Origin of the sequence: Comamonas thiooxydans, assembly GCF_002157685.2 — a bacterium.
Classification (GTDB): domain Bacteria; phylum Pseudomonadota; class Gammaproteobacteria; order Burkholderiales; family Burkholderiaceae_C; genus Comamonas; species Comamonas testosteroni_H.
The window spans coordinates 2,342,765-2,366,155 of record NZ_AP026738.1 but is presented as its reverse complement, the minus strand read 5'-3'; the positions used below and the strand labels follow the sequence as shown (position 1 = coordinate 2,366,155).

Below are 23,391 nucleotides of genomic sequence, written 5' to 3'. Positions count from 1 at the left end.
ATATTTTGAAAAACGGAACAGTGAACTCATCAACCTTTGACGAAGCACAGGCCGCGCTGGATTTGCCTGCCATGCGAACCCATGCAGGCGAAGCTGTGGCCATGCTCAAGCTGCTGGGCAACGAAGACCGACTGCTGCTGCTGTGTCAGCTCTCCCTGCAAGAGCGCACCGTGGGCGAGTTGGAGCGACTGACAGGCGTGTCCCAGCCTACCTTGTCCCAGCAATTGGGCATTTTGCGGCGTGAGGGTCTGGTCACCACCCGCCGCGAAGGCAAATTCATCTGGTATCAGCTGGCCGATGCCCGCGCCCTGCAGCTGATGCAAACCTTGTATCAATTGTTCTGCCAACCAGGAGAGACAGCATGAATATCTTATGGAGTGAATTCACGCCCTGGACATCTCTGGTCGGCGGCCTGCTGATCGGTCTGTCTGCGGCCCTGCTCATTGCCTTGCTGGGTCGCGTGGCCGGCATCAGCGGCATTGCCGGTGCATTGCTGCAGTTGCCGACCTGGTCCTCTGTCAAACAGTGGAGCTGGCGCCTGGCATTCATATTGGGCATGGTTGCCGCGCCGTTGATCTGGTCGCTGTTTGCCCCGCTGCCAGCGATGCAGCTACCTTCCAGCCCGGCAATCATCATCGCCGCCGGGCTGCTGGTGGGCTTCGGCACGCGCATGAGTTCAGGCTGCACCAGCGGCCACGGCGTGTGCGGTCTGTCACGCCTGTCGCTGCGCTCTCTGGCCGCTACGGCGACCTTTATCGCCACGGGCGCCATCACCGTGTTCGTGATGCGCCATGTCATTGCTTGAGTCAGCAAGGAGAACATCGTGATCATCAATATTGCAGCCTTGCTCTGCGGACTGGTGTTTGGCCTGGGTCTGATTCTTTCGGGCATGGGCAACCCCGCCAAGGTGCAGAACTTTCTGGATTTTTTCGGCCGATGGGATCCTTCGCTGGGCTTCGTCATGGGCGGAGCCATCGCCGTAGGCCTAATTGCGTTCACCTGGGCCAAGCGCCGCAAGACCGCCTTGTTGGGCGGGCCCATGCAACTGCCCACCAGCACCGTCATTGATCGCAAGCTGCTGACAGGCTCAGCCCTGTTTGGCATAGGCTGGGGACTGGCAGGTTTTTGCCCCGGCCCGGCGCTGATGAATCTGGCGACCCTTGCACCGCAAGTCTGGCTGTTTGTCGCCGCCATGCTGGCCGGCATGTGGGCGCAGCATCTGTGGGCTGCAAAGAAAAGCTGAGACCTGCCGGTGATTCGCTCAGGAGTCATCCACAAACCGACGTGCCTGGGCCGTGCAGGCTGCCTGCGTCACTTGCCCATCGCTTTGCAGGCACGCAATTGCAGACATCGGCCTTGACCAGCTGAAGTGACTCCAGCAAAGGCATATCGCGTCATGCCATCCGCTCTGCCTCACTCCTTCGGCATCAGCGCCTGCGCAAAATGTCTGGCCGGAGCAGGCAGGTCGGCAAAGCTATTGGCATACAGCTTGAGGCTGCGCTCTGCCCAGGCATCGGTCAGCGGCACCGCATGCAGAGCACGAGCCTCGCCCAGTCTCTGGTACGCGCCTTCGGGCATGACGCCTACACCCAGCCCGCATTCGATCATTCGGCACATGGCACTCAGGCTGTCGACCTCGATGCGCTGGCGCAGCATACGTCGGCCGGCGCGGGCTTCCTGATTGAGCACCTCCTGAACGATGCTGCTGTCGCGCAAACCGATCTGTGCGTAGTCCAGTGCCTCTTCATAGGCCAGTTCCTGATGATGGGCCAGAGCGTGGTCATTGGGCATGATCAGTACCATGCGTTCATGCCGGTACGGCATGGACTCTAGGCCCTCGACTTCGTCGCTTGGACTGCAGACCCCCAGATCAGCCATGTGATCGCGCACGGCACGCGCCACCGAGCGACTGGTTGCCTGGCGCAGATCGATGCGGATATCGGGATGATGCTTCACGAAGATCGCAATATCCTCAGGCAAGAACTGCTCCACGGCGGAGGCATTGGCACTGAGGCGCACCAGCCCGCGTACGCCCCGCGCATATTCACCAAGGTCGTCACGCAGGTGTTCGACACCCAGAAGAATCGTGCGCGCATGCGCGAGCAGCAACTCTCCGGCAGGGGTCGGGCGCACCCCGCGGGCATGGCGCAGCAGCAAGGGAGTACGGGCCAGGGATTCCAGTTCGGCAACACGCTTGCTGACCGCCGAGGCGACCATGCCGCCCTGCTCGGCCGCCCGCGCAATACTGCCGTGTTCGCAGATCAGCACGAACAGATCCAGCGATGACAGGTCTATCTGGCGCAAAAAACTACGCGGCGAAGTGAAGTCGGACATGGGGCGATGACAAGCAGGCGCTCGGGAGCGCAGCCAGGGATTTCAGACAGGACGCAGCGGTCAACACCCAGATGCGCAGCTCAAGCCATCACGTTTTGGAACGGCTCGAGGAATTTTAGCCACTTCTTGCCGCAAGCCTGCCTACTTAACATGCCCACTTTGCCAACACACACGCTCATGCTTCTATCCGCTTCCGACGCGCCACGCGTTGCCCAGGCCCTGGTCGGCCTCGGCGCTGTACGCATTGCTTCGCATCAACCGTTCATCTACACCTCGGGCTGGGCCAGCCCGGTCTATGTGGATGCCCAGGTCCTGATGTCCGATGTCGCTCTGCGCAGCGAAATCATGGACATTGCAGCTCGCCGCATGCGACCACTGATTGCCGCCAGCGGCATCAATGCCATCGTGGGAACCGAAAGCTCGGGCATTGCCTTTGCGGCATGGCTGGCCGAGCGACTGGAGCTGCCCATGCTCTATCTGCGCAAGCGTCCTGTCGGCTGGGACATCACCGCCCAGCTCGAAGGCCGCCTGCCTGCCGATGCCAAGGTCCTGCTGGTGGATGACGTCACCACCGACGGCCGCTCCAAGGCCGGGACGGTTGCCGCCCTGCGCCGCGCCGGTCCCGTGGTCGAGGACGTGCTGGTTCTGCTCGACTATGCGCTCTATGCCCCCCAGGCAGGCACCCTGGCCGATCACGCCTTGTCCCTGCATGCTCTAGCGACATGGAATCAGCTGCATGAAGCGCTGCTTGCGAGCGGACAGCTCAGTGCAGAGCAAAAGGCCACGCTGGCGGACTTCTCGGCCTCGCCTGTGGACTGGTCCATTCGACATGGAGGTAGCGGAGCATGATGGCCTGCAACACCATGACGGATACCAGCGCACTGGCGCAAGCCCTGCTCTCGGAAATTCGCGATGCCACCCGCGACGGCCTTGGCGTCACCCGCGAAAGCTACGGCGCAGGCGAGACGGCCGCGCTGCGCATACTTGAGAAGCGGGCCGCAGATCTGGGCCTGAACCATGAATGGGATCGAGCCGGCAACCTGTGGCTGAGCCTGCCAGAGGAAAACCGGACGGAACCCTACATCGTGGTTGGCTCGCACGCCGATTCCGTGCCGCAGGGCGGCAACTTCGACGGACTGGCAGGCATTGTCGCCGGCATGCTGATGCTGCTTCAGCTGCGCGGCCGCCACGAACAGGCTCCGCCACTGCGCGTTCTGGCCCTGCGCGGCGAGGAAAGCGCCTGGTACGGAAAGGCCTACCTCGGCTCTCTGTCCCTGCTGGGCAAGCTGCCCGCCGCCACATTGAAACGCCCTCACCGCGATGGCGCAGGCGTGCTGAGCGAAGCCATGTCGCGCTGTGGCGCCGATATCGACGCCATTCAACGCGCCGAGCCGCTGCTGGATCTCGCGAATGTATCTGCCTATCTGGAGCTGCATATCGAGCAGGGTCCGGTCATGGTCAATCGCGGCTGGCCGGTGGCCCTGGTCACAGGCATCCGCGGCAACGTCCGCCACAACCTGATCCGCTGCATCGGCGAAACCGGCCACTCGGGCGCCGTGCCGCGCTGGCTGCGCAAGGATGCATTGCTGGCGGTTGCCGAGCTGCTGTCGCGTATGGACGAACACTGGCGTGTGCTGCTGCAGATGGGCATGGACATGGTGATGACCACGGGCATCTGCTCCACCTCGGCGCAATCGCATGCCGTTTCCGTCATTCCCGGCGAAGTGGCATTCAGCTTTGAGGTGCGCAGCCAGGACACCCAGACCCTGGAGCGCTTCTATACCCTGATGCGCGAAGAATGCCAGGCCATAGAGCGCGCCCGTGGCGTGCGTTTCGAGTTCGACGAGCGCCTGTTCACGGAACCGGCCACCATGGATGCGGGCTGGCTGAACCGTCTGGAAGCAGCCGCCGCCCAGAACACGAAACTGGAGCGCATGGCAAGCGGAGCCGGCCATGATGCAGCAGTGTTCGCCAATGCAGGCGTGCCCTCGGCCATGGTCTTTATCCGCAACGAAAATGGCTCTCACAATCCGTATGAGGCCATGGACATAGACGATTTCCTGGCAGGAGTCGATCTGCTGACCCGCGCGCTGATTGCCTGAACCCTGCCCGCTCGGGCCGGGCACTTTTGGTGCAGCCATGATTGCGCTGCCGGGACACCAGTCCCGGTAGCCAAGGCGGCCCCTCGCCCAGGCCCAGGTGCGATTCAGGCGAAGGGGCATCGAGCTGTCTCGCTCTTTCAGACGACTGCCTTGAGCAGATTTTCCACATCCTCGTTCGACAGGAATTTCTCGCTATTCGTCCAGGCCACAAATGCATCCGGACGAATCAGTATCAAGTCAGATCCATAGCGCGCAAACTCATCCGTTCTGGTGGTTTCGACAATAGTCAGGGGCAGCCGCTTGGTGTCGGCAATATACCGAAACGTCTCAAGCGTTTGAGCGGGCGTATCGGCTGCCAGCAGCGTGTAGCCCTGCCCCAAATGCTCGAATATATTTCTGCCATCGCCGAGCGCGGCCGGAGCCAGGTGGTGACCGGCACGTGCCGTGAATATATGTGAACCCTTGGCACTGCAATTGCTAACGGCCGACGCCCGAGCACTACGCACAATGGGAGAGCCCTCATAGTTGGGCTCGAAAGCATGCACCTCGCCTGCGGCCCCATTGGCCCTCTGACTCCAGGCGGCTTCAAAGGCACTCCTGTCCTTTGCCGGATCAAAGCTGTCCAGAAACTGGTGATCCGTCTCTATGGACTTGGCAATAAAGTCGTCAATTGTGGATCTGAATACAGGACGGCGCTCCTGATCATAGGAGTCCAGCAGCGCTCCGCTGCCCCAGCCTTTCAACACAGCTGCCAGCTTCCACCCGAGATTACGAGCATCTTCCAGGCCCGAGTTCACCCCATAGCCGCCATAGGGAGGATGGCTGTGCGCTGCATCCCCGGCTATAAAGACCCGGCCTGAGCGATAGCTGTCGGCAAGCATGAAGCGCAGATCCCAGAAGCCGATATGTTCGAACTCGACATCAAAAGATGCTCCAACAGCATCTTCCAGATACGCCCGGAAGTCGAAGTTGTCTGCCGTGGTTCCCGGTGGCACTGGCGCATGGAAGAACCAGGTATTGCCCAGATCGACGCGGCCGAAAAATTTCCAGTAGCCCTTGAGTTCAGGCTGAAGCACGTTGTAGTAAGACTTGCCGGGAAAGCGCTCAAGCAACGTGTGCAGTCCCTGTGAGCGGAACACGAGCAGAACCATGAGGCGGTCATGATCGGTCTTGGTCTGGGTGATGCCCGCTTGCTGACGCACGCCAGAGCGCGCTCCATCACAGCCCACGACATAGCTCGCACGCAGCGTCCTGCCATCCGATCCGTTTTTTTCGGATACCGTGACGCTGACACCCTCGTCGTCCTGCTGCAAGCTATCGAAATTCCAGCCGTAGAGGGTCTCAACAGATGGCAGCTCGGCAGCTCTGTCCCGCAGAACCGCTTCCGTGGCGTACTGAGGCAGGCGCTCGTTGGCCGTGAAGTAGTAAGGCTTGACGAGATCGCGCTGGAGCCAGTCGTAGGAATAAGACCCCAGCAATGTGTTGTAGGCCGTCAGGCCTCCTATGCCGTATTCAGGCGGAATGGTACGAGCCGCGCGAAGCTCCTTTTCAGCACCCCAGGCGTGGAAGTGCTCCATGGTGCGCTGGGTCAGGTTCTGCCCCTTGGGAATCGGTTGCGGCTTGGCGTAGCGCTCCACGACGATACAACGGATGCCGCGCTGACCCAGCTCTATCGCCAGCCCCATGCCCACAGGGCCGCCACCCACGATGACTACATCGGCATCCTTGTCTGGCGCTTGTGTCTGATTGACTTGCATATTCATTTGCTTTTCTTGTGATGGCCAACCTATTCGGCAGTAATGCCCTGGGTCTTGATGAGATTGCCCCAGCGCCTGGCATCGGCTTCAATCAAGGCCTGGAAGGCTTGAGGAGTGCTGTGCTGGGGCGTCATGCCCTGGGACTCGAATGCTTTGGCAACTTCAGGCTGAGCAAGAATGCTCTTCAAGGCTTCGTTGATGCTGCGCACAAACTCGGGAGACAGGCCTTTGGGGCCCAGCAAGCCATACCACATGTCCACATTCATATCGCCCAGATTCAGACTCCTCAGCGAGGGCACCTGAGGCAGGAGCGGGGACGGCGTGTCTGAACTTATCGCAAGCGCGCGAAGCTTGCCTGCCTTGATGTGCTGCAAGGCGACGTGGATAGGGAGAAACATCAGATCAATCTGTCCGCCCAGCAAGTCGGTCAAGGCCGGGGCCGTGCCGCGATAGCTGACATGTGTGAGCGATATCCTGGCTTTGCTCTTGAGCAGCTCTGTTGCCAGGTGATGGGGGGTTCCGGCACCGGGCGAGCCATAGTTCAGCACGCCAGGATTTTTCTGTGCATAGCTGATGAGCTCCTTCAGATCCGTGATCCGGGATTGAGAGCCCGTGACCAGTACCAATTGACCTACGCTGGTCTGGCTGATGGCGCTGAGATCACGAACCGGGCTATATCCCATCTTGGGGTATAGCTCGGTATTCATCACCAATGTGTTCACGGTGACAAGCAAAGTCGTTCCGTCGGGAGTGGAGCGGACCACCTCCAGGGTACCGATATTGCCCGAGGCCCCTGGCTTGTTGTCCACGATGAAGGGACGCTGAAAGCGCTCCGAGAGCTTGGGGCCGATGACTCGGGCAATCAGATCGATGCCCGTGCCTGGCGTGAATGGCACAACCAGCCGCACAGGAGCCTGCGTATTCGCGAATGCCGAAAGTCCGGGGGAACCCGCAGCTGCTGCGGCAGCCAGGGTAAGAAGCGCCTTGCGGCGGCTCAGGGCCAGGCCTCCGGCGGAAGGTGTAAGCATGGTGTCTCCTTGTGTTTTGTGCTGCAATTGCACCGCGTCCATTGATTTGAATCAAACGGGAATTTTTGGTGAATTCATCAGTAAAGCTGATTAATGTCGGAAGCCGTCAACTGCAGGCGTTTCTCGAGATATGCAAGTGCGGCAGCTTTGCTTCAGCGGCAGAGCGCATTCATCTGTCTCCGTCGGGAGTCAGCATGCTGGTCAAGGAGCTGGAGCGCCAGCTGGGGGTCAGGCTATTCGAGCGAACCACACGCGCAGTGGCATTGACCGACGCAGGCCGACTGCTGCAGCCCTATGCCGAAAGAGTGGTGACGGAACTGCGGCAACTGGGTCTGGCCTTGCAAGGCAGCTCCTCTGCCTCTCGTTCAACCCTGACGATTGCGGCAACGCCAGTGATCGCGACCTGCCTATTGCCGAAGGTTGTGGCCGAATTTGCGCGCAAACATCCCGAGGTGCGGATCCAGGTCATGGATGGCAGCCTCGATACCGTTCGGCAAGCGGTTCTTGAAGGACATGCCAACATGGGTATGGCGTTTTTTGTGAAACCTGCCGCAGGCCTGCTCAGAGAATCGGTGTGCCGATTCCGGCTCATGAGCATCGGCCCGGGAGAGAAGCGGCACAGCAAACAGATCCAGCACCGAACATGGAAATCCCTGGATGGCCTGCCCATGATTGCTCTGCCGATTTCAAACCCGATTCAGGCCTTGATTGACAAGCATCTTCCCCGCGTCAAGGCAAGCCAGGAAGAGCGGGCAGAAATGAATTTTCTGGGCACCATGATTGCCATGGTGAAAGCGGGCCTGGGTAACGCGGTCGTCCCCTCCTTCATGATGGAGGAATGCCAGCAGCACGGCTTGAACATAGCGATGCTGACCGAGCCAGCTGTTCACCTCAACATGTACGTCGCGCTACGGAGAGGCGCAGATCGACAGCTTGCCGAGACTCAATTCATAGAAGCCTTGAAAATGCATATTGCCATGTCAGATGACCTGGCTTGATGCCCCACCGCCCCTTTCATCCTCTGAATCCATCCGTCCTCGCATATGGCCTGAAAACTCGAACCCTGGCGTCCCGCGCAACTCTCACGCCAGTTCGGAATTTCAGACCAAGCTTCTACTAATGCCTGCTATCGATAGAGGCAGCCATCGATCGGCGGCAACTTGATGACGGTTTTCAGCCCTCTCGGAGCATTTGCATCACTCCATCTATGTGCTCCATCCGCTTTGGATCTGTGGAACGCCTAGATTGCTGTTGACGTGGCTCTGTTGGAAAAACGCGGTCATGATTGCTGGGTATCATTTCATTGGAACTTCGTTCGAGACATGTGGCTTGCTCTGCAAGCTCATGCCATCACACACAGCCATGGCCTTGAACTCCGGTTCAAGACAGTCACATTCGCTTGACTTCATCTTTCGTGCTATCTCCAGAACGCCAGGGATTCATACTTACTCGCAATTGGCGAGACACACCGGCGGGCGTCGAGCTTGAGTATTGGCTGGCAACCGATAGCGGCCCCCTGAAGGTCCTCCTCACTGCTCAGAAATCTGTGGCTTTCGTCGAGGCCCGTCACAGAGAAGCGGTAGAAGCGCAACTCCCTCCCCTGGCTGGAGCGGAATTGCGGGAACTGGGACTGAAGAGTTTTCAGCAAGAGCCCGTCTTGGGTATCTATGCCCGGAGTTTTCGTCAACTACGGCGACTTGCACGCACTCTCCAGCAACTAGGCATCCCCCTTCTGGAGGCTGATGTTCGACCACATGAGCGTTACTTGATGGAGCGCTTCATCACGGCGGGCGTCGCGCTGCAAGGCGGTCGGACAGAACATGCGGCGCTGGTGAACTGCAAGCTTGTTCCTGCGCCCGATTTCCGGCCGGTTCTGAAGGTCGTGTCATTGGACATCGAGACCAGTCAGCACCAAGATCTGTATTCGATCGCACTGGACGGCATGGCGGAGCGCGTCGTTTTCATGCTGGGTGAGCCTCCTGCCAAACCCGTAAGAACGCCTGGTTTCGAGCTGATTCATTGCTCAACACGCAAAGCCATGATTGACAAGCTCAACGACTGGTTTGCACGCAATGATCCGGACGTCATCATTGGATGGAATGTCATTCAGTTCGACCTGCGTGTGCTGCAGAAAACGGCAGACGAATGTGCAACACCACTACTCCTGGGGCGCGAGCGCAAGCCCATTGCATGGCGAACTCATCCCGGTAAACAAGGCTATCTGTTTGCTCCCATGCCAGGACGAGTTGTCGTTGACGGGATTGAAGCGCTCAGGGCCGCAGTCTGGAGCTTCCCGTCCTTCAGCCTCGAGAACGTCGCGCAAGAGCTTCTGGGCGAAGGCAAGGCTATCGGAGACGAGTACGACAAGATGGCGGAAATCGAGCGGCGCTACCAGCTAGACAAGCCCGCTCTTGCAGCCTACAACATACGCGACTGCGAGCTGGTTCTACAAATCTTCGAAAAGGCGAAGCTGCTGCAGTTTGCGATGGAGCGCGCCCACACCACGGGCCTGCAACTCGACCAGTTCGGTGGCTCTATTGCCGCATTCAGCCATCACTATTTGCCACGCATGCACCGCATGGGGTATGTCGCGCCCAACGTGGGCGATATTCAAGGAAAGTCCTCCCCCGGCGGCTACGTCATGGACTCCAAGCCTGGCTTCTACGACTCCGTCGTGGTTCTGGACTACAAGAGTCTCTATCCATCAATCATCCGCACCTTCCTCGTTGACCCCGTGGGTTTGGTAGAGGGTCGTCATGCCGACTCTTCAGAGCTCCCGATCAGAGGCCCAAGGGGCACGCTCTTTTCTCGCGAGAAGCACTGTCTCCCGGAAATCGTGACCACCCTCTGGCAGGCCCGAGATGAGGCCAAACGCACCAGGAACGAACCACTGTCGCAAGCGCTCAAGCTGGTGATGAACTCATTCGCTGGGGTGCTAGGCGCGTCGGAATGCAGATTCTTCAATCCGGATTTGATTTCAGCCATTACCTTACGTGGCCACGAAATGGTGAAGCTCACAAGGGATCTGGTCGAAGAGCACGGATATGAAGTCATTTATGGAGACACGGACTCCATCTTTATTTGGCTCAAGCGGCCCCATACCACCGAAGAGGCATATGCCGTGGCTGCCCAGCTGGCCCAGGACATCAACGCGTGGTGGATTCAAACCCTGCACCAAGAGCAAGGCCTGAAGTGCTTTCTTGAGATCGAGTTCGACACGTATTACAAGAAGTTCTTCATGCCCACCATCCGCGGCTCGGACATCGGCAGCAAGAAGCGCTATGCCGGCCTGAGTGTAGATGCCGCCGGAAACGAATCGATGATCTACCGCGGCCTTGAAATGGCGCGCAGCGACTGGACACTGCTGGCACGGCAGTTCCAGGAGGGCTTGCTCTCGCGCGTCTTCCAGGGTGTCCCCTACCGCGAGTTTGTCATCGAGTATGCCCACTCGACACTGGCGGGCAAGAAGGATGATCTGCTCATCTATCGCAAACGCCTGCGACATCGCCTGGATGCCTACGTGGCCAATGTGCCACCACAGGTCCGTGCCGCTCGCATTGCCGATGAGTACAACGATCGTGTGGGACGACCCAGGCAGTACCAGAACGGCGGCTGGATCCAATACGTCATGACCAAGAATGGCCCTGAGCCTTTGGAAATCCGCCGCTCACGCATCGATTACGAGCACTATCTGACGAAACAGATCAAGCCGATTGCCGACTCGATCTTGATCCCTCTCGGAGAAGATTTCGTCACTCTGACATCTTCTCAGCAGGAGCTTTTCTAGCGATCCAAGCTCATGCTCTCACGCTTTCTGGAAAGGCAGCTCGCGTGGTGTATGGCCGCTCAACTTGGCGATGGCGTTGGCAAACGCGGGGGCCAATGGCGGCACACCCGGCTCACCCATACCCGTGGGCGCATCGGCACTCGGCACGATATGCACGGAGATCGCTGGCATATCGGTCAAGCGGGCCACGGTGTAATCATTGAAGTTACCTTGCTCCACCTGTCCATCCTTGAAGGTGATCGCAGCTCCAGGCAAGCACATGCCAAGGCCCATCAAGGCTCCACCCTGCACCTGAGCCTCGACACTGCGAGGGTTCACCGCCAGATTGCAATGCACGCCAGCTGTAACCGCATGCAGCTTAGGAGCACCATCCTTCATCGATGCCTCGACCACATAGGCAACCACCGAATCGAAAGACTGGTGCACAGCCACTCCCCAGGCTCTGCCTTCGGCCAGTTGGCGCTTTCCGTAGCCCGACTTTTCGACTGCCAGTTGCAACGCTGCCTTGTGACGCGGATGCCTGTCGCCAAACTGCTGCAGCCTGTATGCGACAGGATCTTGCTTTACAGCTCGGGCAATTTCGTCCATCAAGGTCTCCATCACATAAGCGGTGTGCGTAGAGCCCACGCTGCGCCACCAGAGAACCGGCGCATTGAGCTCGGGGTGATGCACCGAGAGTCTCATCGGCAGCTCGTACGGCTCTTTCATTCCTTCAACCGTCGTGGTATCCACTCCGTTCTTGAGCATGAAGCCCTCAAACGCCGTGCCTTTGGCAAGCGACTGGCCGACGATCACATGGTCCCAGGCGATCACCTTTCCCTTACCGTCAAAACCTATTTCGGCGCGATGCACATGCATGGGTCGGTAATAGCCCCCTTTGACATCGTCCTCGCGGCTCCAGATCATCCGCACCGGTGCGCCAATACCAGATGTTCTGGCGGCCTTGGCAATCTCGCAGGCTTCGGCCACATAGTCACTGCGCGGGTTGGCACGGCGGCCGAAACCGCCCCCTGCCATCTGGACATTGACTCGGACATTCTGCGGTGCCACGCCAAGCACACGCGCAGCCGTTGCAACTTCCCAGCCCGGAGCCTGCGTGCCCAACCAAAGCTCAACCTTGGCATCCTTTCCTGCACCTGTCACACGCACCGTGCAGTTCAGAGGCTCCATCGGCGTATGGGCCAGGTAGGGGAATACATATTCGGCACTGATTTTGTGAGGAGCACCGTTCAGTGCCGAAACATCGGCATCGAACTTGAGCGCGCCCGGCTTTTTGGCCAATTCACGATACTGCGCCAGTTGCTGAGCCGAATCGACTTTGCCAACCGCGGCGCTGTCCCACTGGATTTTCAGGGCATCGCGCCCCTGCTTGGCTGGCCAGTAACCATCGGCCAGCACCGCAACCAGCTCGCCCCCCCACACACTGGGCACACGAAGCACTGCACGCACACCCTTGATGGCTTTGGCTGCCGCATCGTCCACCGCTTGAATCTTGCTTCCATACACCGGCGGATGCGCCACAACCGCGGTCAGCATACCCGGCAGATGCATGTCGATGCCGTAGGACTGTCTGCCGCTGGACTTGGCGCGTGCATCGAGCCGTCCCGTGGCATGACCGATGATGCGAAAGTCTTTGACGTCCTTGAGCTTCACCTGCTGCGGAACAGGCATCTTCATGGCCTCATCCGCCAACTCGCCGTAGCTCAGCTTCTTGCCCCGAGGTCCGATCACCTGCCCTGCCTGAGTGCGCAAGGACTGCGGGTCTACACCCCAGCGCTTGGCAGCCGTGGCCAGCAGCATGGAGCGGGTTCGCGCCCCCAGTTCACGATACTGGACATACGAGTTCTTGATGGCAGTGGAGCCGCCCGTGAGATGCATTCCCATGACCGGATCCAGATATGCGGGATCGGCATTGCCGTGCACGCTCTGCACCTTGGACCAATCGGCGTCCAGCTCTTCGGCCAGCACCATGGGCAGGCCGGTTTGCACGCCTTGACCGAACTCCAGACGGTTGATGGTGATCGTCACCGCGCCATCGCGATCAATCTTCACAAAAGCCGATGGCTGCTGGTAAGGCTTGAGTGAGCTTGTAGACACCTGTTCGTTACCCTTCGCTTGTGCCGGCACAGCTGCGGGGAATACACCCAACGCAAAACCAGAGGCCGTCGCCAGCTTGAGGAAATCGCGCCGCTCGAGCTTTAGGTCTGCATCTATGGAATCAGCCGCCAGCGCACGCAGACCTTTGGGCAGGTCGGCAAAAAGATGGTTGGGAATAGGCATGGGATGTACTCCTTCTTTTAGGCCGACAGGTTTTTGGCAGCATCGTGGATGGCCGCACGGATGCGTGTATAGGTTCCGCAGCGGCAGATATTGCCCGCCATGGCTGCATCGATATCCGCATCGCTGGGCTGGCGATTGCTTTTGAGCAGCGCGGTCGCACTCATGATTTGCCCACTTTGGCAATAGCCGCATTGCGCCACATCGTTGCGAACCCAGGCATCCTCGACAGCCTTTCCCACCTTGTCTGCGGCCTGCGCTTCTATGGTGTCTATCTTCTGTCCCTGCGCCGCAGAGACGGGCGTGATGCACGAGCGTATGGCCTGGCCATTCAAGTGCACAGTGCATGCCCCGCACATGGCCATGCCGCAACCAAATTTGGTCCCTGTCATACCCAGTGTGTCACGCAAGGTCCAGAGGATGGGCGTTGAAGGATCCACATCAGCCGATGCGGGCTTGCCGTTGAGAGTGAATTTGACAGGCATGGGGGCTTTCTTGTTTGCTTTTCGACACGACGACTGCTGCAGGCACCTGGGCAGCGCGTGAAGCAGAGGCAGTGTGCGCCATGCAATGCAAAAGAAAAAGTCAAGCAGACTATTTAAGTTATTAAGTTTTACTTAAAAATAGAGGACGTGAAGCCCGAAATACTCGCCTATCTGGCTGCCTTTGAGCAGGTAGCTCAGCATCGCAGTCTGACCTACGCCGCCCACGCCATCGGGGTCACGCCAGCCGCCCTGTCCCAGACGATCAAGAAACTGGAAACCCGTCTGGATGTACGCCTGTTCGATCGAACAACGCGCAGCCTCAACCTGACAGAAGCCGGAAGAATCTATCTGGAACGCATTTCCCCGGCTCTCACCAACCTGCGCGAAGCGACCGAGGATCTTCAGCTCCAAGCTGGCGTCGAAGGCGGCACGCTGCGCCTCACCATCTCTCATCCTGCTGGCCAGGTGCTCGTCGAGCCAATGCTCGCCGAGTTCTTTGCACTGCATCCGCACATTCACGTCGAGCTGGTCTATGACGACGGCTTTGTGGACATCGTGCGAGAAGGATTTGACGTCGGCATACGCAATGGCGAGTCACTGGAGGGCGATATGGTTGCCGTGCCACTCACACAGGATCTGACCATGTGCTTCGGTGCATCTCCTGCTTACCTCAGGACACACGGCACACCCGAGCACCCCGACGAGCTGGAGCAGCACCTATGCATCAACTACCGCATGAGCAGCAGCGGCGCAGTCTACAAGTGGGAATTCAATATCGACGGCAAACTGAGCGAGCGCTCCGTGAGCGGGCCACTGACAGTCAACCATAGTGACACGGCCATGCGCGCTGCCCTGGATGGTATCGGTGTGATTACCGGCTGGCGCGAATCCATGACCGACGCATTCAACACAGGCCAGTTGATTGAAGTACTGAAGCCCTATTGGGCAAGCTTCCCGGGCTTTTATGCTTATTACCCACACCGAACACACCTGCCTCTCAAGACCCGGATATTTCTTGATTTTCTGGTCCAGCATGTGCAGCGCAATGGCTTGTCCGAAACAGCCCGCGGGCCAATGAGGCTCTGACCGTGGCTTCCTCTGGTGTATTTCTCAATCAGTGACTTCCCGTCATTTATTCGTTTAAGTCTTATGTCCCATCGCCGGATATTCTTCAAAGGACGCCCCCCTGCGGTAGCTTGGCAACGATGGTTGCCACTCATGTCCGCATCGCGATACCGGTCAACGCCAGGTTGATGGCCAGCAGGAGACCATGAATGCCAGTTCCAGCCCGATTATTGGCTTGAAGTCCGCTATCACAGCTCAGGAACAAGCGCAGCAGACCTCATGCTGCCGTTCAAACCGAGCAAGAACAGATTCGGCACGACGATTTCTACATCAAATGACCTAGTTAAGTTCGAGCCCCAAAGAATTCATGGGGTCAATATAGAAAATCGTCTCTCTTAAATAAGCTTCGGTAGATCTGACCTTCAGCTTGCAAAAATGGTTTGAATTGCTTGTAGTCCTTGTATGCAACCTCAAAACCTATATTTTCCAGTTGATCCACAAAGCCCGTTTCTTTGATCACGTTATTGATCTCGGCGGATAAAAATAGAGCCAGTTCGGATGATGCTCCCTTTGGAAGGAAGATTCCTTGCCAGTATTCGAAGCTGACGCCTTGGAGCCCCTTCTCCTGAAACGTAGGAATATCGGAGAAACGCTTAGACCTATGGGCCGATGCAATGCCCAATGCATGCATCTTTTGGCTTTGCAGATGAGGGGCTATGGGAGCAAGCCCCGCAAAGAGTAGGTCCACTTGATTGCTCAGCAGGCTTGCAGTTGCAGAAGCAGCTCCTCCGTATGGAACATGCAATAGCTCCACACCCAGGGCTTTGCCCAAGCTCTCGCCCACCAAATGCTGCAAGCTGCCAATTCCTGAGGACGCGAAACTCAAGCCCCGGGAATTTTTTTGTGCTGCAGTTGCGATATCACTCAGCTGATGTATTGCGGAGTCGCCACGCGTGGCAAGAACAATAGGAGCAGAGGAAATTTTGGCCACCGGCACCATGTCAGCGACTTCGCCCGACTCCTGGCTTCTGGTGTAAATGGGATTGATGAAGATCTCGGCAGGCGACGCCAAGAGCAACGTATTTCCATCAGGCCTGGATTTCGCAACATAGTTCGCAGCAATGGCTCCACCCGCCCCCACTCTGTTTTCCACATAGACGGAACGCTGCAGTCGCGCTGAGAGATGGGTTGCAAACGCGCGCGCCAGGGTATCCATAGCACCACCGGCTTCGAATCCGACAACGATTTTGACGGGTTGGCGAGACGCAGCCTTGTCGGCACAGGCTGCACTCATCAGCAGCCCACAAAGCAGGCAAGCTCGAATTAGCGTCGCTGCAAAGTTCATCTATCGTCAAACAGAGAAGTGGTGAGTGCCCGCACTCAAGGCATTCGGGGCGGGTGGCAATGCTGTGCGAAAGTTTGAAATCAGCGGTAATCTGCCGAGCAGGCATAAAAATGAGGGTTACTCAAATCTCGCTTGCCGTAGCTCAGAACATCTCCATTGAGCGCATGAATCTGGCCGCCTGCCGCGGCCAGCACCGCATGACCCGCAGCGATATCCCACTCCATGGTGCGCCCCAGGCGTGGATAGAGGTCAGCCTCTCCCTCTGCGATCAGACAAATCTTGAGCGATGAGCCTGCACTTTTGAGTGACCGCACCAAGCGCCCATTGAGAAACTGATCAAGCGCATCAGCATCCCCGTGCGAACGACTGGCCACCACATCAAGGCCATCCTCTGGAATGCTTCTGCATTCAATGGCCTGGCGCTTTCCCTGCACCTCCAGCAATGCGCCAAGTCCTATGGCTCCCGCGTACATGCGATCCAGCGCTGGAGCGAAAACGACACCCAGCACAGGGGTTCCATTTTCGATCAGCGCGATATTGACTGTGAACTCGCCATTGCGGTTGATGAATTCCTTGGTGCCATCAAGAGGATCCACCAGCCAGAAGCATTGCCCCATCTCAGGTACATATCCCGCTGCAGCCGCCTCCTCGGAAACGACGGGAAACTGCGACGGCAAGGCGCCTAGACGCTCAAGAATCAGGCGCTCGGCCTTTTCGTCGGCTTCAGTCACGGGCGATGCATCCTGCTTGCCGCGTACCTCAAAGTCGCAGCAGTAGATCCTCATGACTAAAGCACCCGCTTCGCGGGTGATGGCCATTACGTCTTCAAGCAGTGCACTTCGAGTCTGAGTCACAAAAATCTCCTGTGTTGTTATTCATGTGGTCCGTTTGGCCTATGCGCCGATCAAAGGACAGGCCGACAGTAAATGCATCCGGATCTTCGCAAATGAGCGAGTGAATGTTTAACAGGAATGAGCATGGCTGTTGGTAAGAAACTCAGTGTCCAGGAAATCAATCCACTGCGAATTCAAGCTGTGAAATTGCGGCTTGAAGGCAAGACGCTCAAAGAAGTCGGCAAGGCGACAGGCCTGTCCACACCAACCATCATTGCCGCCCACAAAGCCTGGCTGGAAGGGGGATGGAACGCTGTCCTTGTGCGCGAGCGAGGCCGCAAACCTGGCGAAGGCCGCTCCTTGTCGGCCATACAGGAGCAGGACATCTATGTGCAACTGGTCAGCACCCAGCCCGCCGACCACGGCCTGCCTTTTTTGCTGTGGCAGCTAGAAGCCATGCAGCAGCTGATCTTGCAGCGCCAGCAGCTTGACTTGCCCGAGCGTACCAATGCCCAGTACCTGCAGCGCTGGAACCTGAATGCCGACCGTCCTGCAAAGCGCATGAAGCAGGCATCCAGCAATGTGCAGCGCTGGTATGCCAGCACCTATCTGGATATTTGCGAGCAGGCCCGAAAAGAGAGCGCCAGCATTGTCTGGATAGATGATTTTGGTGCCCATAACAACTGCCCAGGACGCCTGAGGCACGGCATCCTGCGTGCCGTCAACAACCGCGGCAAGGTGTATTGGCAACCGTATGAAGGCAGCCTGTGCGCGGCGCATCTGGAAGATTTTTTTGATCGCCTCAGGTGCTCCAGCGAGGGCAAGATCTTTGCCCTGCTTGCCGCCATGCAGTGGCAGCGCGCAGCCACTTTTTCATCGCTTGCCAGCGACAGCCACGACCGGCTGCGCCTGTTTCATCTGCCTGCTGCCACAGAGATGCTCAGCCAGTCGAACGAACTGGCCAGCAGCATCTTGAAGACTGTGCAAGACGTATCGCTGGTACCGAAGAACACCTATGCCAGAACCCCAACGTCAGCAAAGCTGGACCCTATGGCGAGCATGGCGCAGCAACTTCTAAAACATCAATTCGCGCAAAGATTTGCTTTAACGGACTCCTACAGTTGGCAGCACCCAAAACAAAAAACCAAGGAGAAATCTGTGGTGCTGACTCATTTGCAAAGGCTGGAAGCCGAGAGCATTCAGGCCATGCGCGAGGTTGTTGCCGAGGCAGAAAACCCCGTCATGCTCTACTCCATCGGCAAGGACAGTGCGGTCATGCTGCATCTGGCGATGAAGGCCTTCTATCCGGCCAAACCTCCCTTCCCTTTGCTGCATGTGGACACGACCTGGAAGTTTCAGGACATGTATCGCTTTCGTGATCAGATGGCAGCCAAGCTAGGCATGGACCTGCTGGTCCACATCAACCCCGAAGGTCTTGAAATGGGCATCAGCCCGTTCAAGCATGGCTCGCAAATTCATACCGACATCATGAAAACCGAGGGCCTGAAGCAAGCTCTCGACAAGTATGGCTTCGACGCTGCCTTTGGTGGCGCGCGCCGCGACGAAGAGAAGTCTCGCGCCAAGGAACGCATCTTTTCCTTCCGCTCAGACCAGCACCGCTGGGATCCCAAGAACCAGCGCCCGGAACTCTGGCATCTGTACAACACACGCAAGAACAAGGGCGAGTCGATCCGCGTGTTTCCGCTGTCCAACTGGACCGAGCTGGATATCTGGCAGTACATCTATCTCGAAAACATCCCCATCGTTCCACTCTATTTTTCAGCGCCTCGCCCCGTGGTGGAGCGAGACGGCACGCTGCTGATGGTCGATGACGAGCGCATGCCGCTCAACAGTGGCGAAGTTCCCATGATGCGCAATGTTCGCTTTCGCACTCTGGGCTGCTACCCCCTGACGGGTGCCGTCGAATCCGACGCCAATAGCTTGCCCAAGATCATTCAGGAAATGCTGCTGACCCGTACTTCGGAACGACAGGGCCGGATGATCGACCACGACTCGGCCGCATCCATGGAAAAGAAGAAGCAAGAGGGGTATTTCTGATGTCACATGTATCTGCACTCATCTCCGAAGATATCGAGAAATACCTGAAGGCACACGAGCAGAAAAGCCTGCTGCGCTTCATCACCTGCGGCAGCGTTGATGACGGCAAGAGCACGCTGATCGGACGCCTGCTGTACGAATCCAAGATGCTGTTTGAAGACCAGATGGAAGCACTGGTCGCGGACTCCAAGAAAGTCGGCACGCAGGGCGGCGAGCTGGACTTCGCACTGCTCGTCGATGGTCTGGCCGCAGAGCGCGAACAAGGCATCACCATCGATGTGGCCTACCGCTTCTTCTCGACCGACCAACGCAAGTTCATCGTGGCCGACACGCCCGGCCATGAGCAGTACACCCGCAATATGGTCACTGGTGCCTCCACCGCCGATGTGGCCGTGGTGATGATCGATGCGCGCCGCGGTGTGCTGACTCAATCCAAGCGCCATAGCTATCTGGCATCGCTGATCGGCATCCGCAAAATCGTGCTGGCCGTCAACAAGATGGACTTGATGGCTTACTCCGAAAAAATCTTCAACGACATCGTGGCCGACTACCGCGAGTTCGCCAAGAAAATCAACCTAGAAGACATCACGGCCATCCCCATGTCGGCCTTGCGTGGTGACAACATCACCGAGCAGAGCGAGCACATGCCCTGGTACCGCGGCACCACGCTCATGGGCTATCTGGAGACGGTGGAAATCGACGAAGCGCACCAGCAAAAGCTGCCGTTTCGCATGCCTGTGCAATGGGTCAATCGCCCCAACCTCGACTTCCGCGGCTTTGCGGGCTGCATTGCCAGCGGCCAGGTTCACCCCGGAGACAGCGTCCGCATCCTGCCTAGCGGGCGTGTGACCAAGGTTGCGCGCATCGTTACCCAGGATGGAGATCTGCAGCAGGCGGTTGCTGGCCAGTCCGTTACCATGACCTTGGCCGACGAGGTGGACTGCAGCCGGGGCGATGTGATTGCGGTTGCGGATACACCTTCCGATGTGGCTGATCAATTCCAGGTCACGCTCATCTGGATGCATGAGCAGCCCATGCTCGGTGGCCGCCCCTATCTGATGAAGATCGGCGGCAAGACGATTCCCGTCACCTTCGCCGCCCCCAAGTACAAGATCAATGTCAACACGCTGGAGCATCTGGCCGCCAAGGAGTTGGCGCTCAATGAAATCGGCGTCTGCAATCTGTCCAGCAGCCAGCCTATCGCTTTCGATTCCTACAAGGACAATCGCGAAACAGGCAGCTTCATCCTGATCGATCGCCTGAGCAACGCCACGGTGGGCGCGGGTCTGATCGACTTTTCGCTGCGTCGCTCGCAGAACATTCATATGCAGCATGTGAATGTGAACCAGGAAGCGCGCTCCGAACGCCTGCATCAAAAACCTGCCTTGCTATGGTTTACCGGTCTGTCGGGCGCTGGCAAATCCACCATTGCCAATCTGCTCGAAACCCGTTTGCATGCGCGTGGCCGGCATACCTATCTGCTCGACGGCGACAACGTGCGTCACGGCCTCAATCGCGACCTTGGCTTCACCGACGCAGACCGCGTGGAAAACATTCGTCGCGTCGCCGAAGTGGGCAAACTGTTTGTGGACGCCGGGCTGATTGCCATCACCGCCTTCATCTCGCCATTCCAGGCAGAACGCGAAATGGCGCGCAAGCTGGTGAAAGATGGTGAGTTCCTCGAAGTATTCATCGACACACCGCTTTCCGTTGCCGAAGAGCGTGACCCCAAGGGCCTCTACAAGAAAGTGCGCCGTGGCGAACTGAAGAACTTCACGGGGATCGACTCACCGTTTGAAGTGCCGGAGTCTCCGGACATTCATATCTCCACCCCCGCGATGACTGCGCAAGAGGCGGTAGACAAGATCATCGCCGAACTGGTGGCCCGCGAAATCATCGCCGCGGAAGACTAAAGCAACTGGATGAACGGTGGCGTTGCCAGTCTTTGCAACGCCCTCTTTCTTCTTTCACCCACCGCACACAGCCACCACCTGGCAATGCGCGGCACTCAAAGAAAGCCAGATCATGGATACCCAAACCATTAATGAACAACTGCTTAGCGGCGAAACCTGGTCGCAGTTCTGCGATCACCTCAAACGCTGCGGCCAGCAGATTCTGCGTCCCGAAACCCCTGCCGACCCCGCAACGCGGGCAGAAGGCTATCGCTATCTGACCCGACTGCTGCGGATCGCACTGGAGATGCATGTGGAATTCGCCGACCCGGCGTTTCCCAGCTTCTTCAAGACCTCGCACGAAACCGCCAAGATTGGCGCGGACAACCCGGACAACATCTACGAATACTCGCGCCTCAACGGTTCCATGAAATACCGCATTCATGGCAACCGAGGCACCGTTTCGTACCTGAGCTTTTGCACGCAAAAAGGCGGCTATGAAACCGATGGCCGGATGGTCGTCACCGGGTTTATCGACGCCACACAACTCAAGACTGACGAGAACGGCGACTTCGAACTCATCGTCAGCCGTGACCCGCAGCCGGGTAACTGGCTGCCCATGGAAGATGCCTCGGTGTCGCTGCTGGTGCGCCAGACCTTCATGGATCGCAAAAGCGAAGTGCCCGCCAAGCTCGCCATCGAGCGCATTGGCACCACGGACACCCCCGGCCCGCTGGACCCACAGGTGCTGGCGCAGTCGCTGCAGCGCGTGACATCCTTTGTCGAAAACACCGCCAAGCTTTTTGCAGACTGGGCTCAAAGCTATCTTCCTCATAGCAACCAGCTGCCCCCTGCGGACCAGGCCTACTGCCAGTCCGTTGGCGGCGACCCCAATATCTTCTACTACCACTCGCATTGGGAACTGCGCGAGGACCAGGCCCTGGTCATTCATATCGACAAGGTGCCGGAATGCTCGTTCTGGAATCTGCAGATCAATAACTACTGGCTGGAGTCTCTGGACTACCGCTACCACCAGATCTGCATCAACAAGCACCAGGCCCAGTACGACGAAAACGGCGGCGTCACTCTGGTGCTGAGCGAAAAAGACCCTGGCATTGCCAACTGGCTGCAGACCGCCGGCGTACGCCAGGGAACCATGTGCCTGCGCTGGGTTGGCGCCAAGGAGCAGTGCCACCCCACCACCAAAGTGATCTCGATAGACCAGTTGTTGGAGACTGTATGAATGCCCCTGTGACACCCCAAACTCTGCACGTCGAAGAACTGCTGCAAGCTGCATGTGAGCGTGCACCAGGCCTCAAAGATTTTGGCAACGACAACTATCGGCAAGCGCTGGAAGTTCTGACGCAAGCCCTGAACACCGAAGCCAAGCTGTCGGCAACCGGTATTGCCATGATGCGCGAGCGACTCGTGGGCCAGCTGGTCAATCGCCTGCTCATGGAGGACTATCTCCAGCGCTTTCCCGAAATTGCACAGATCGAGATCGAAGACCCATTGGTCATCGTGGGCTTGCCGCGCACCGGCACCACCATGCTGCAGCGAACACTGGCCGTGGACCCGCGCTTTTACTCTGCTGCCTGGTGGGAGACTCGCTACCCCGCGCCACTGACCGGCGAAGGCCCGCAGGACTGCGCCCACCGCATTGCAATGGCCAAGGCGGAAGTGGCGCAGACGATTGAGGCGATTCCCCAGATTCTGTCCATCCACCCCATGAGCGCCACGCTGTGCGACGAGGAATTCATGCTCATGGAGCATTCCTTTCTCTGCGCCATGGACGCTTACGCCGATGTGCCCAGCTACACCGCCTGGCTCGATCAGCAGGATCAGCGCCCCGTCTATACGCAGCTCAAGAAGATGCTGCAGTTTCTGCAATGGCAAAAGAGCCAGCGCGGCGAGGCGCAGGGCCAGCGCTGGCTGCTCAAAGCCCCGCAGCATTTGCACACGCTGGAAATTCTGCTGTCCGTCTTTCCCCTGGCTCAGGTCATTCTGACCCATCGCGAGCCCGCGCAGACCATCCCCTCCATGGCCAGCATGGCGCATACGCTGTGGCAGATCTACAGCGACCAGCCGGACCCAAGCTCTGCAGGCCGCCAGTGGAACAGCCGCATGGCGCGTGGTATTCACCACACCATGCAAGTGCGCGAGCAGCAGGACAGCCGACGCTTTCTGGATATCCACTTCTCGGACACCGTGGCCAAGCCCATGGAGGTGCTGGAGGCTGTCTATCAGTTCGCCCAGATGCCCTTCACCGAGAAAGCCCGCACCGATGCGCAGCAATGGCTGTCTGGCAACGGCCGGGAAAAGCGTGCGGGTCATGACTACAGCCTGGAGACCTTTGGCCTGAGCGAGCAGCAGATGCAACGCGACTATGCGCTGTACCGATCCCGGCATCTGCCAACCCAAAGCTAAG

The 23,391-nt window shown here is 58.3% G+C and carries 19 protein-coding genes; 12 read left to right on the top strand and 7 right to left on the bottom strand.

The window, feature by feature from the left end:
* Window positions 1-20 precede the first annotated feature (20 nt).
* The 3 genes from CTR2_RS10955 to CTR2_RS10945 are packed head-to-tail and all read left to right on the top strand — an operon-like array spanning window position 21 to window position 1,243.
* A complete protein-coding gene (locus CTR2_RS10955; protein WP_087084073.1) occupies window positions 21-365 on the top strand; it encodes an ArsR/SmtB family transcription factor in 345 nt (114 codons plus the stop codon).
* The gene (locus tag CTR2_RS10950) at window positions 362-805 is read left to right on the top strand and encodes a YeeE/YedE family protein (protein ID WP_087084074.1); all 444 of its coding nucleotides are present in this window, start codon (window positions 362-364) and stop codon (window positions 803-805) included. The genes CTR2_RS10955 and CTR2_RS10950 overlap by 4 nt, the downstream gene beginning before the upstream one ends.
* An 18-nt stretch (window positions 806-823) precedes the next feature.
* A complete protein-coding gene (locus CTR2_RS10945) occupies window positions 824-1,243 on the top strand; it encodes a YeeE/YedE family protein (RefSeq protein ID WP_087084075.1) in 420 nt (139 codons plus the stop codon).
* Window positions 1,244-1,413: 170 nt separating this feature from the next.
* Here CTR2_RS10945 and CTR2_RS10940 read toward each other — a convergent pair whose 3' ends face one another.
* Complete coding sequence (locus CTR2_RS10940; RefSeq protein ID WP_087084076.1) at window positions 1,414-2,334, bottom strand: LysR family transcriptional regulator; 921 nt, start codon at window positions 2,332-2,334, stop codon at window positions 1,414-1,416.
* Between the two features lie 177 nt (window positions 2,335-2,511).
* Between CTR2_RS10940 and CTR2_RS10935 the strand changes: the two genes are divergently transcribed.
* Both CTR2_RS10935 and CTR2_RS10930 read left to right on the top strand, forming a co-directional pair.
* On the top strand, window positions 2,512-3,183 hold the full coding sequence (locus CTR2_RS10935) for an orotate phosphoribosyltransferase (RefSeq protein WP_087084077.1): 672 nt from the start codon (window positions 2,512-2,514) through the stop codon (window positions 3,181-3,183).
* The gene (locus CTR2_RS10930) at window positions 3,180-4,436 is read left to right on the top strand and encodes a hydantoinase/carbamoylase family amidase (RefSeq protein WP_087084078.1); all 1,257 of its coding nucleotides are present in this window, start codon (window positions 3,180-3,182) and stop codon (window positions 4,434-4,436) included. The genes CTR2_RS10935 and CTR2_RS10930 overlap by 4 nt, the downstream gene beginning before the upstream one ends.
* Window positions 4,437-4,573: 137 nt before the next feature.
* Here CTR2_RS10930 and CTR2_RS10925 read toward each other — a convergent pair whose 3' ends face one another.
* Window positions 4,574-6,199 (bottom strand): FAD-dependent monooxygenase, encoded by a 1,626-nt coding sequence (locus tag CTR2_RS10925; protein WP_087084079.1) that lies wholly within the window; start codon window positions 6,197-6,199, stop codon window positions 4,574-4,576.
* 23 nt (window positions 6,200-6,222) lie between these two features.
* Entirely contained in the window at window positions 6,223-7,221 is a 999-nt protein-coding gene (locus tag CTR2_RS10920; protein WP_087084639.1) for a tripartite tricarboxylate transporter substrate binding protein, read from the bottom strand.
* Window positions 7,222-7,289: 68 nt separating this feature from the next.
* On the opposite strand from CTR2_RS10920, the gene CTR2_RS10915 reads away from it, so the two are divergent.
* Together CTR2_RS10915 and CTR2_RS10910 are read left to right on the top strand one after the other, a co-directional pair.
* Entirely contained in the window at window positions 7,290-8,219 is a 930-nt protein-coding gene (locus CTR2_RS10915) for a LysR family transcriptional regulator (RefSeq protein WP_254913379.1), read from the top strand.
* Window positions 8,220-8,635: 416 nt separating this feature from the next.
* Complete coding sequence (locus CTR2_RS10910; RefSeq protein WP_087084640.1) at window positions 8,636-11,008, top strand: DNA polymerase II; 2,373 nt, start codon at window positions 8,636-8,638, stop codon at window positions 11,006-11,008.
* Between the two features lie 18 nt (window positions 11,009-11,026).
* On the opposite strand, the gene CTR2_RS10905 is transcribed toward CTR2_RS10910, so the two are convergent.
* Window positions 11,027-13,288 (bottom strand): xanthine dehydrogenase family protein molybdopterin-binding subunit, encoded by a 2,262-nt coding sequence (locus CTR2_RS10905; protein ID WP_087084081.1) that lies wholly within the window; start codon window positions 13,286-13,288, stop codon window positions 11,027-11,029.
* Between the two features lie 17 nt (window positions 13,289-13,305).
* Window positions 13,306-13,770 carry a (2Fe-2S)-binding protein gene (locus CTR2_RS10900; RefSeq protein WP_087084082.1) on the bottom strand — a complete coding sequence of 155 codons (465 nt, stop codon included), beginning with the start codon at window positions 13,768-13,770 and terminating at the stop codon, window positions 13,306-13,308.
* Window positions 13,771-13,917: 147 nt separating this feature from the next.
* Here CTR2_RS10900 and CTR2_RS10895 point away from each other — a divergent pair, with 147 nt between their 5' ends.
* On the top strand, window positions 13,918-14,856 hold the full coding sequence (locus CTR2_RS10895; RefSeq protein ID WP_087084083.1) for a LysR family transcriptional regulator: 939 nt from the start codon (window positions 13,918-13,920) through the stop codon (window positions 14,854-14,856).
* 352 nt (window positions 14,857-15,208) lie between these two features.
* Here the strand turns inward: CTR2_RS10895 and CTR2_RS10890 are convergent, their stop codons facing one another.
* The gene (locus CTR2_RS10890) at window positions 15,209-16,180 is read right to left on the bottom strand and encodes a Bug family tripartite tricarboxylate transporter substrate binding protein (RefSeq protein WP_087084084.1); all 972 of its coding nucleotides are present in this window, start codon (window positions 16,178-16,180) and stop codon (window positions 15,209-15,211) included.
* 80 nt (window positions 16,181-16,260) lie between these two features.
* Window positions 16,261-17,034, bottom strand: coding sequence for a 3'(2'),5'-bisphosphate nucleotidase CysQ (gene cysQ, locus CTR2_RS10885; RefSeq protein ID WP_254913380.1), 774 nt, complete (start codon window positions 17,032-17,034; stop codon window positions 16,261-16,263).
* A gap of 117 nt (window positions 17,035-17,151) precedes the next feature.
* On the opposite strand from cysQ, the gene cysD reads away from it, so the two are divergent.
* The 4 genes from cysD to CTR2_RS10865 all read left to right on the top strand — a co-directional run bounded on the left by cysD (window position 17,152) and on the right by CTR2_RS10865 (window position 23,390).
* Window positions 17,152-19,071 (top strand): sulfate adenylyltransferase subunit CysD, encoded by a 1,920-nt coding sequence (gene cysD, locus CTR2_RS10880; protein ID WP_310224064.1) that lies wholly within the window; start codon window positions 17,152-17,154, stop codon window positions 19,069-19,071.
* Window positions 19,071-20,984 (top strand): sulfate adenylyltransferase subunit CysN, encoded by a 1,914-nt coding sequence (gene cysN / locus CTR2_RS10875; protein WP_087084086.1) that lies wholly within the window; start codon window positions 19,071-19,073, stop codon window positions 20,982-20,984. Before cysD ends, cysN begins: the two co-directional genes overlap by 1 nt.
* Before the next feature lie 112 nt (window positions 20,985-21,096).
* Window positions 21,097-22,206, top strand: coding sequence for a DUF1214 domain-containing protein (locus CTR2_RS10870; RefSeq protein WP_087084642.1), 1,110 nt, complete (start codon window positions 21,097-21,099; stop codon window positions 22,204-22,206).
* Entirely contained in the window at window positions 22,203-23,390 is a 1,188-nt protein-coding gene (locus CTR2_RS10865) for a sulfotransferase family protein (protein WP_087084087.1), read from the top strand. Before CTR2_RS10870 ends, CTR2_RS10865 begins: the two co-directional genes overlap by 4 nt.
* Window position 23,391 lies beyond the last annotated feature (1 nt).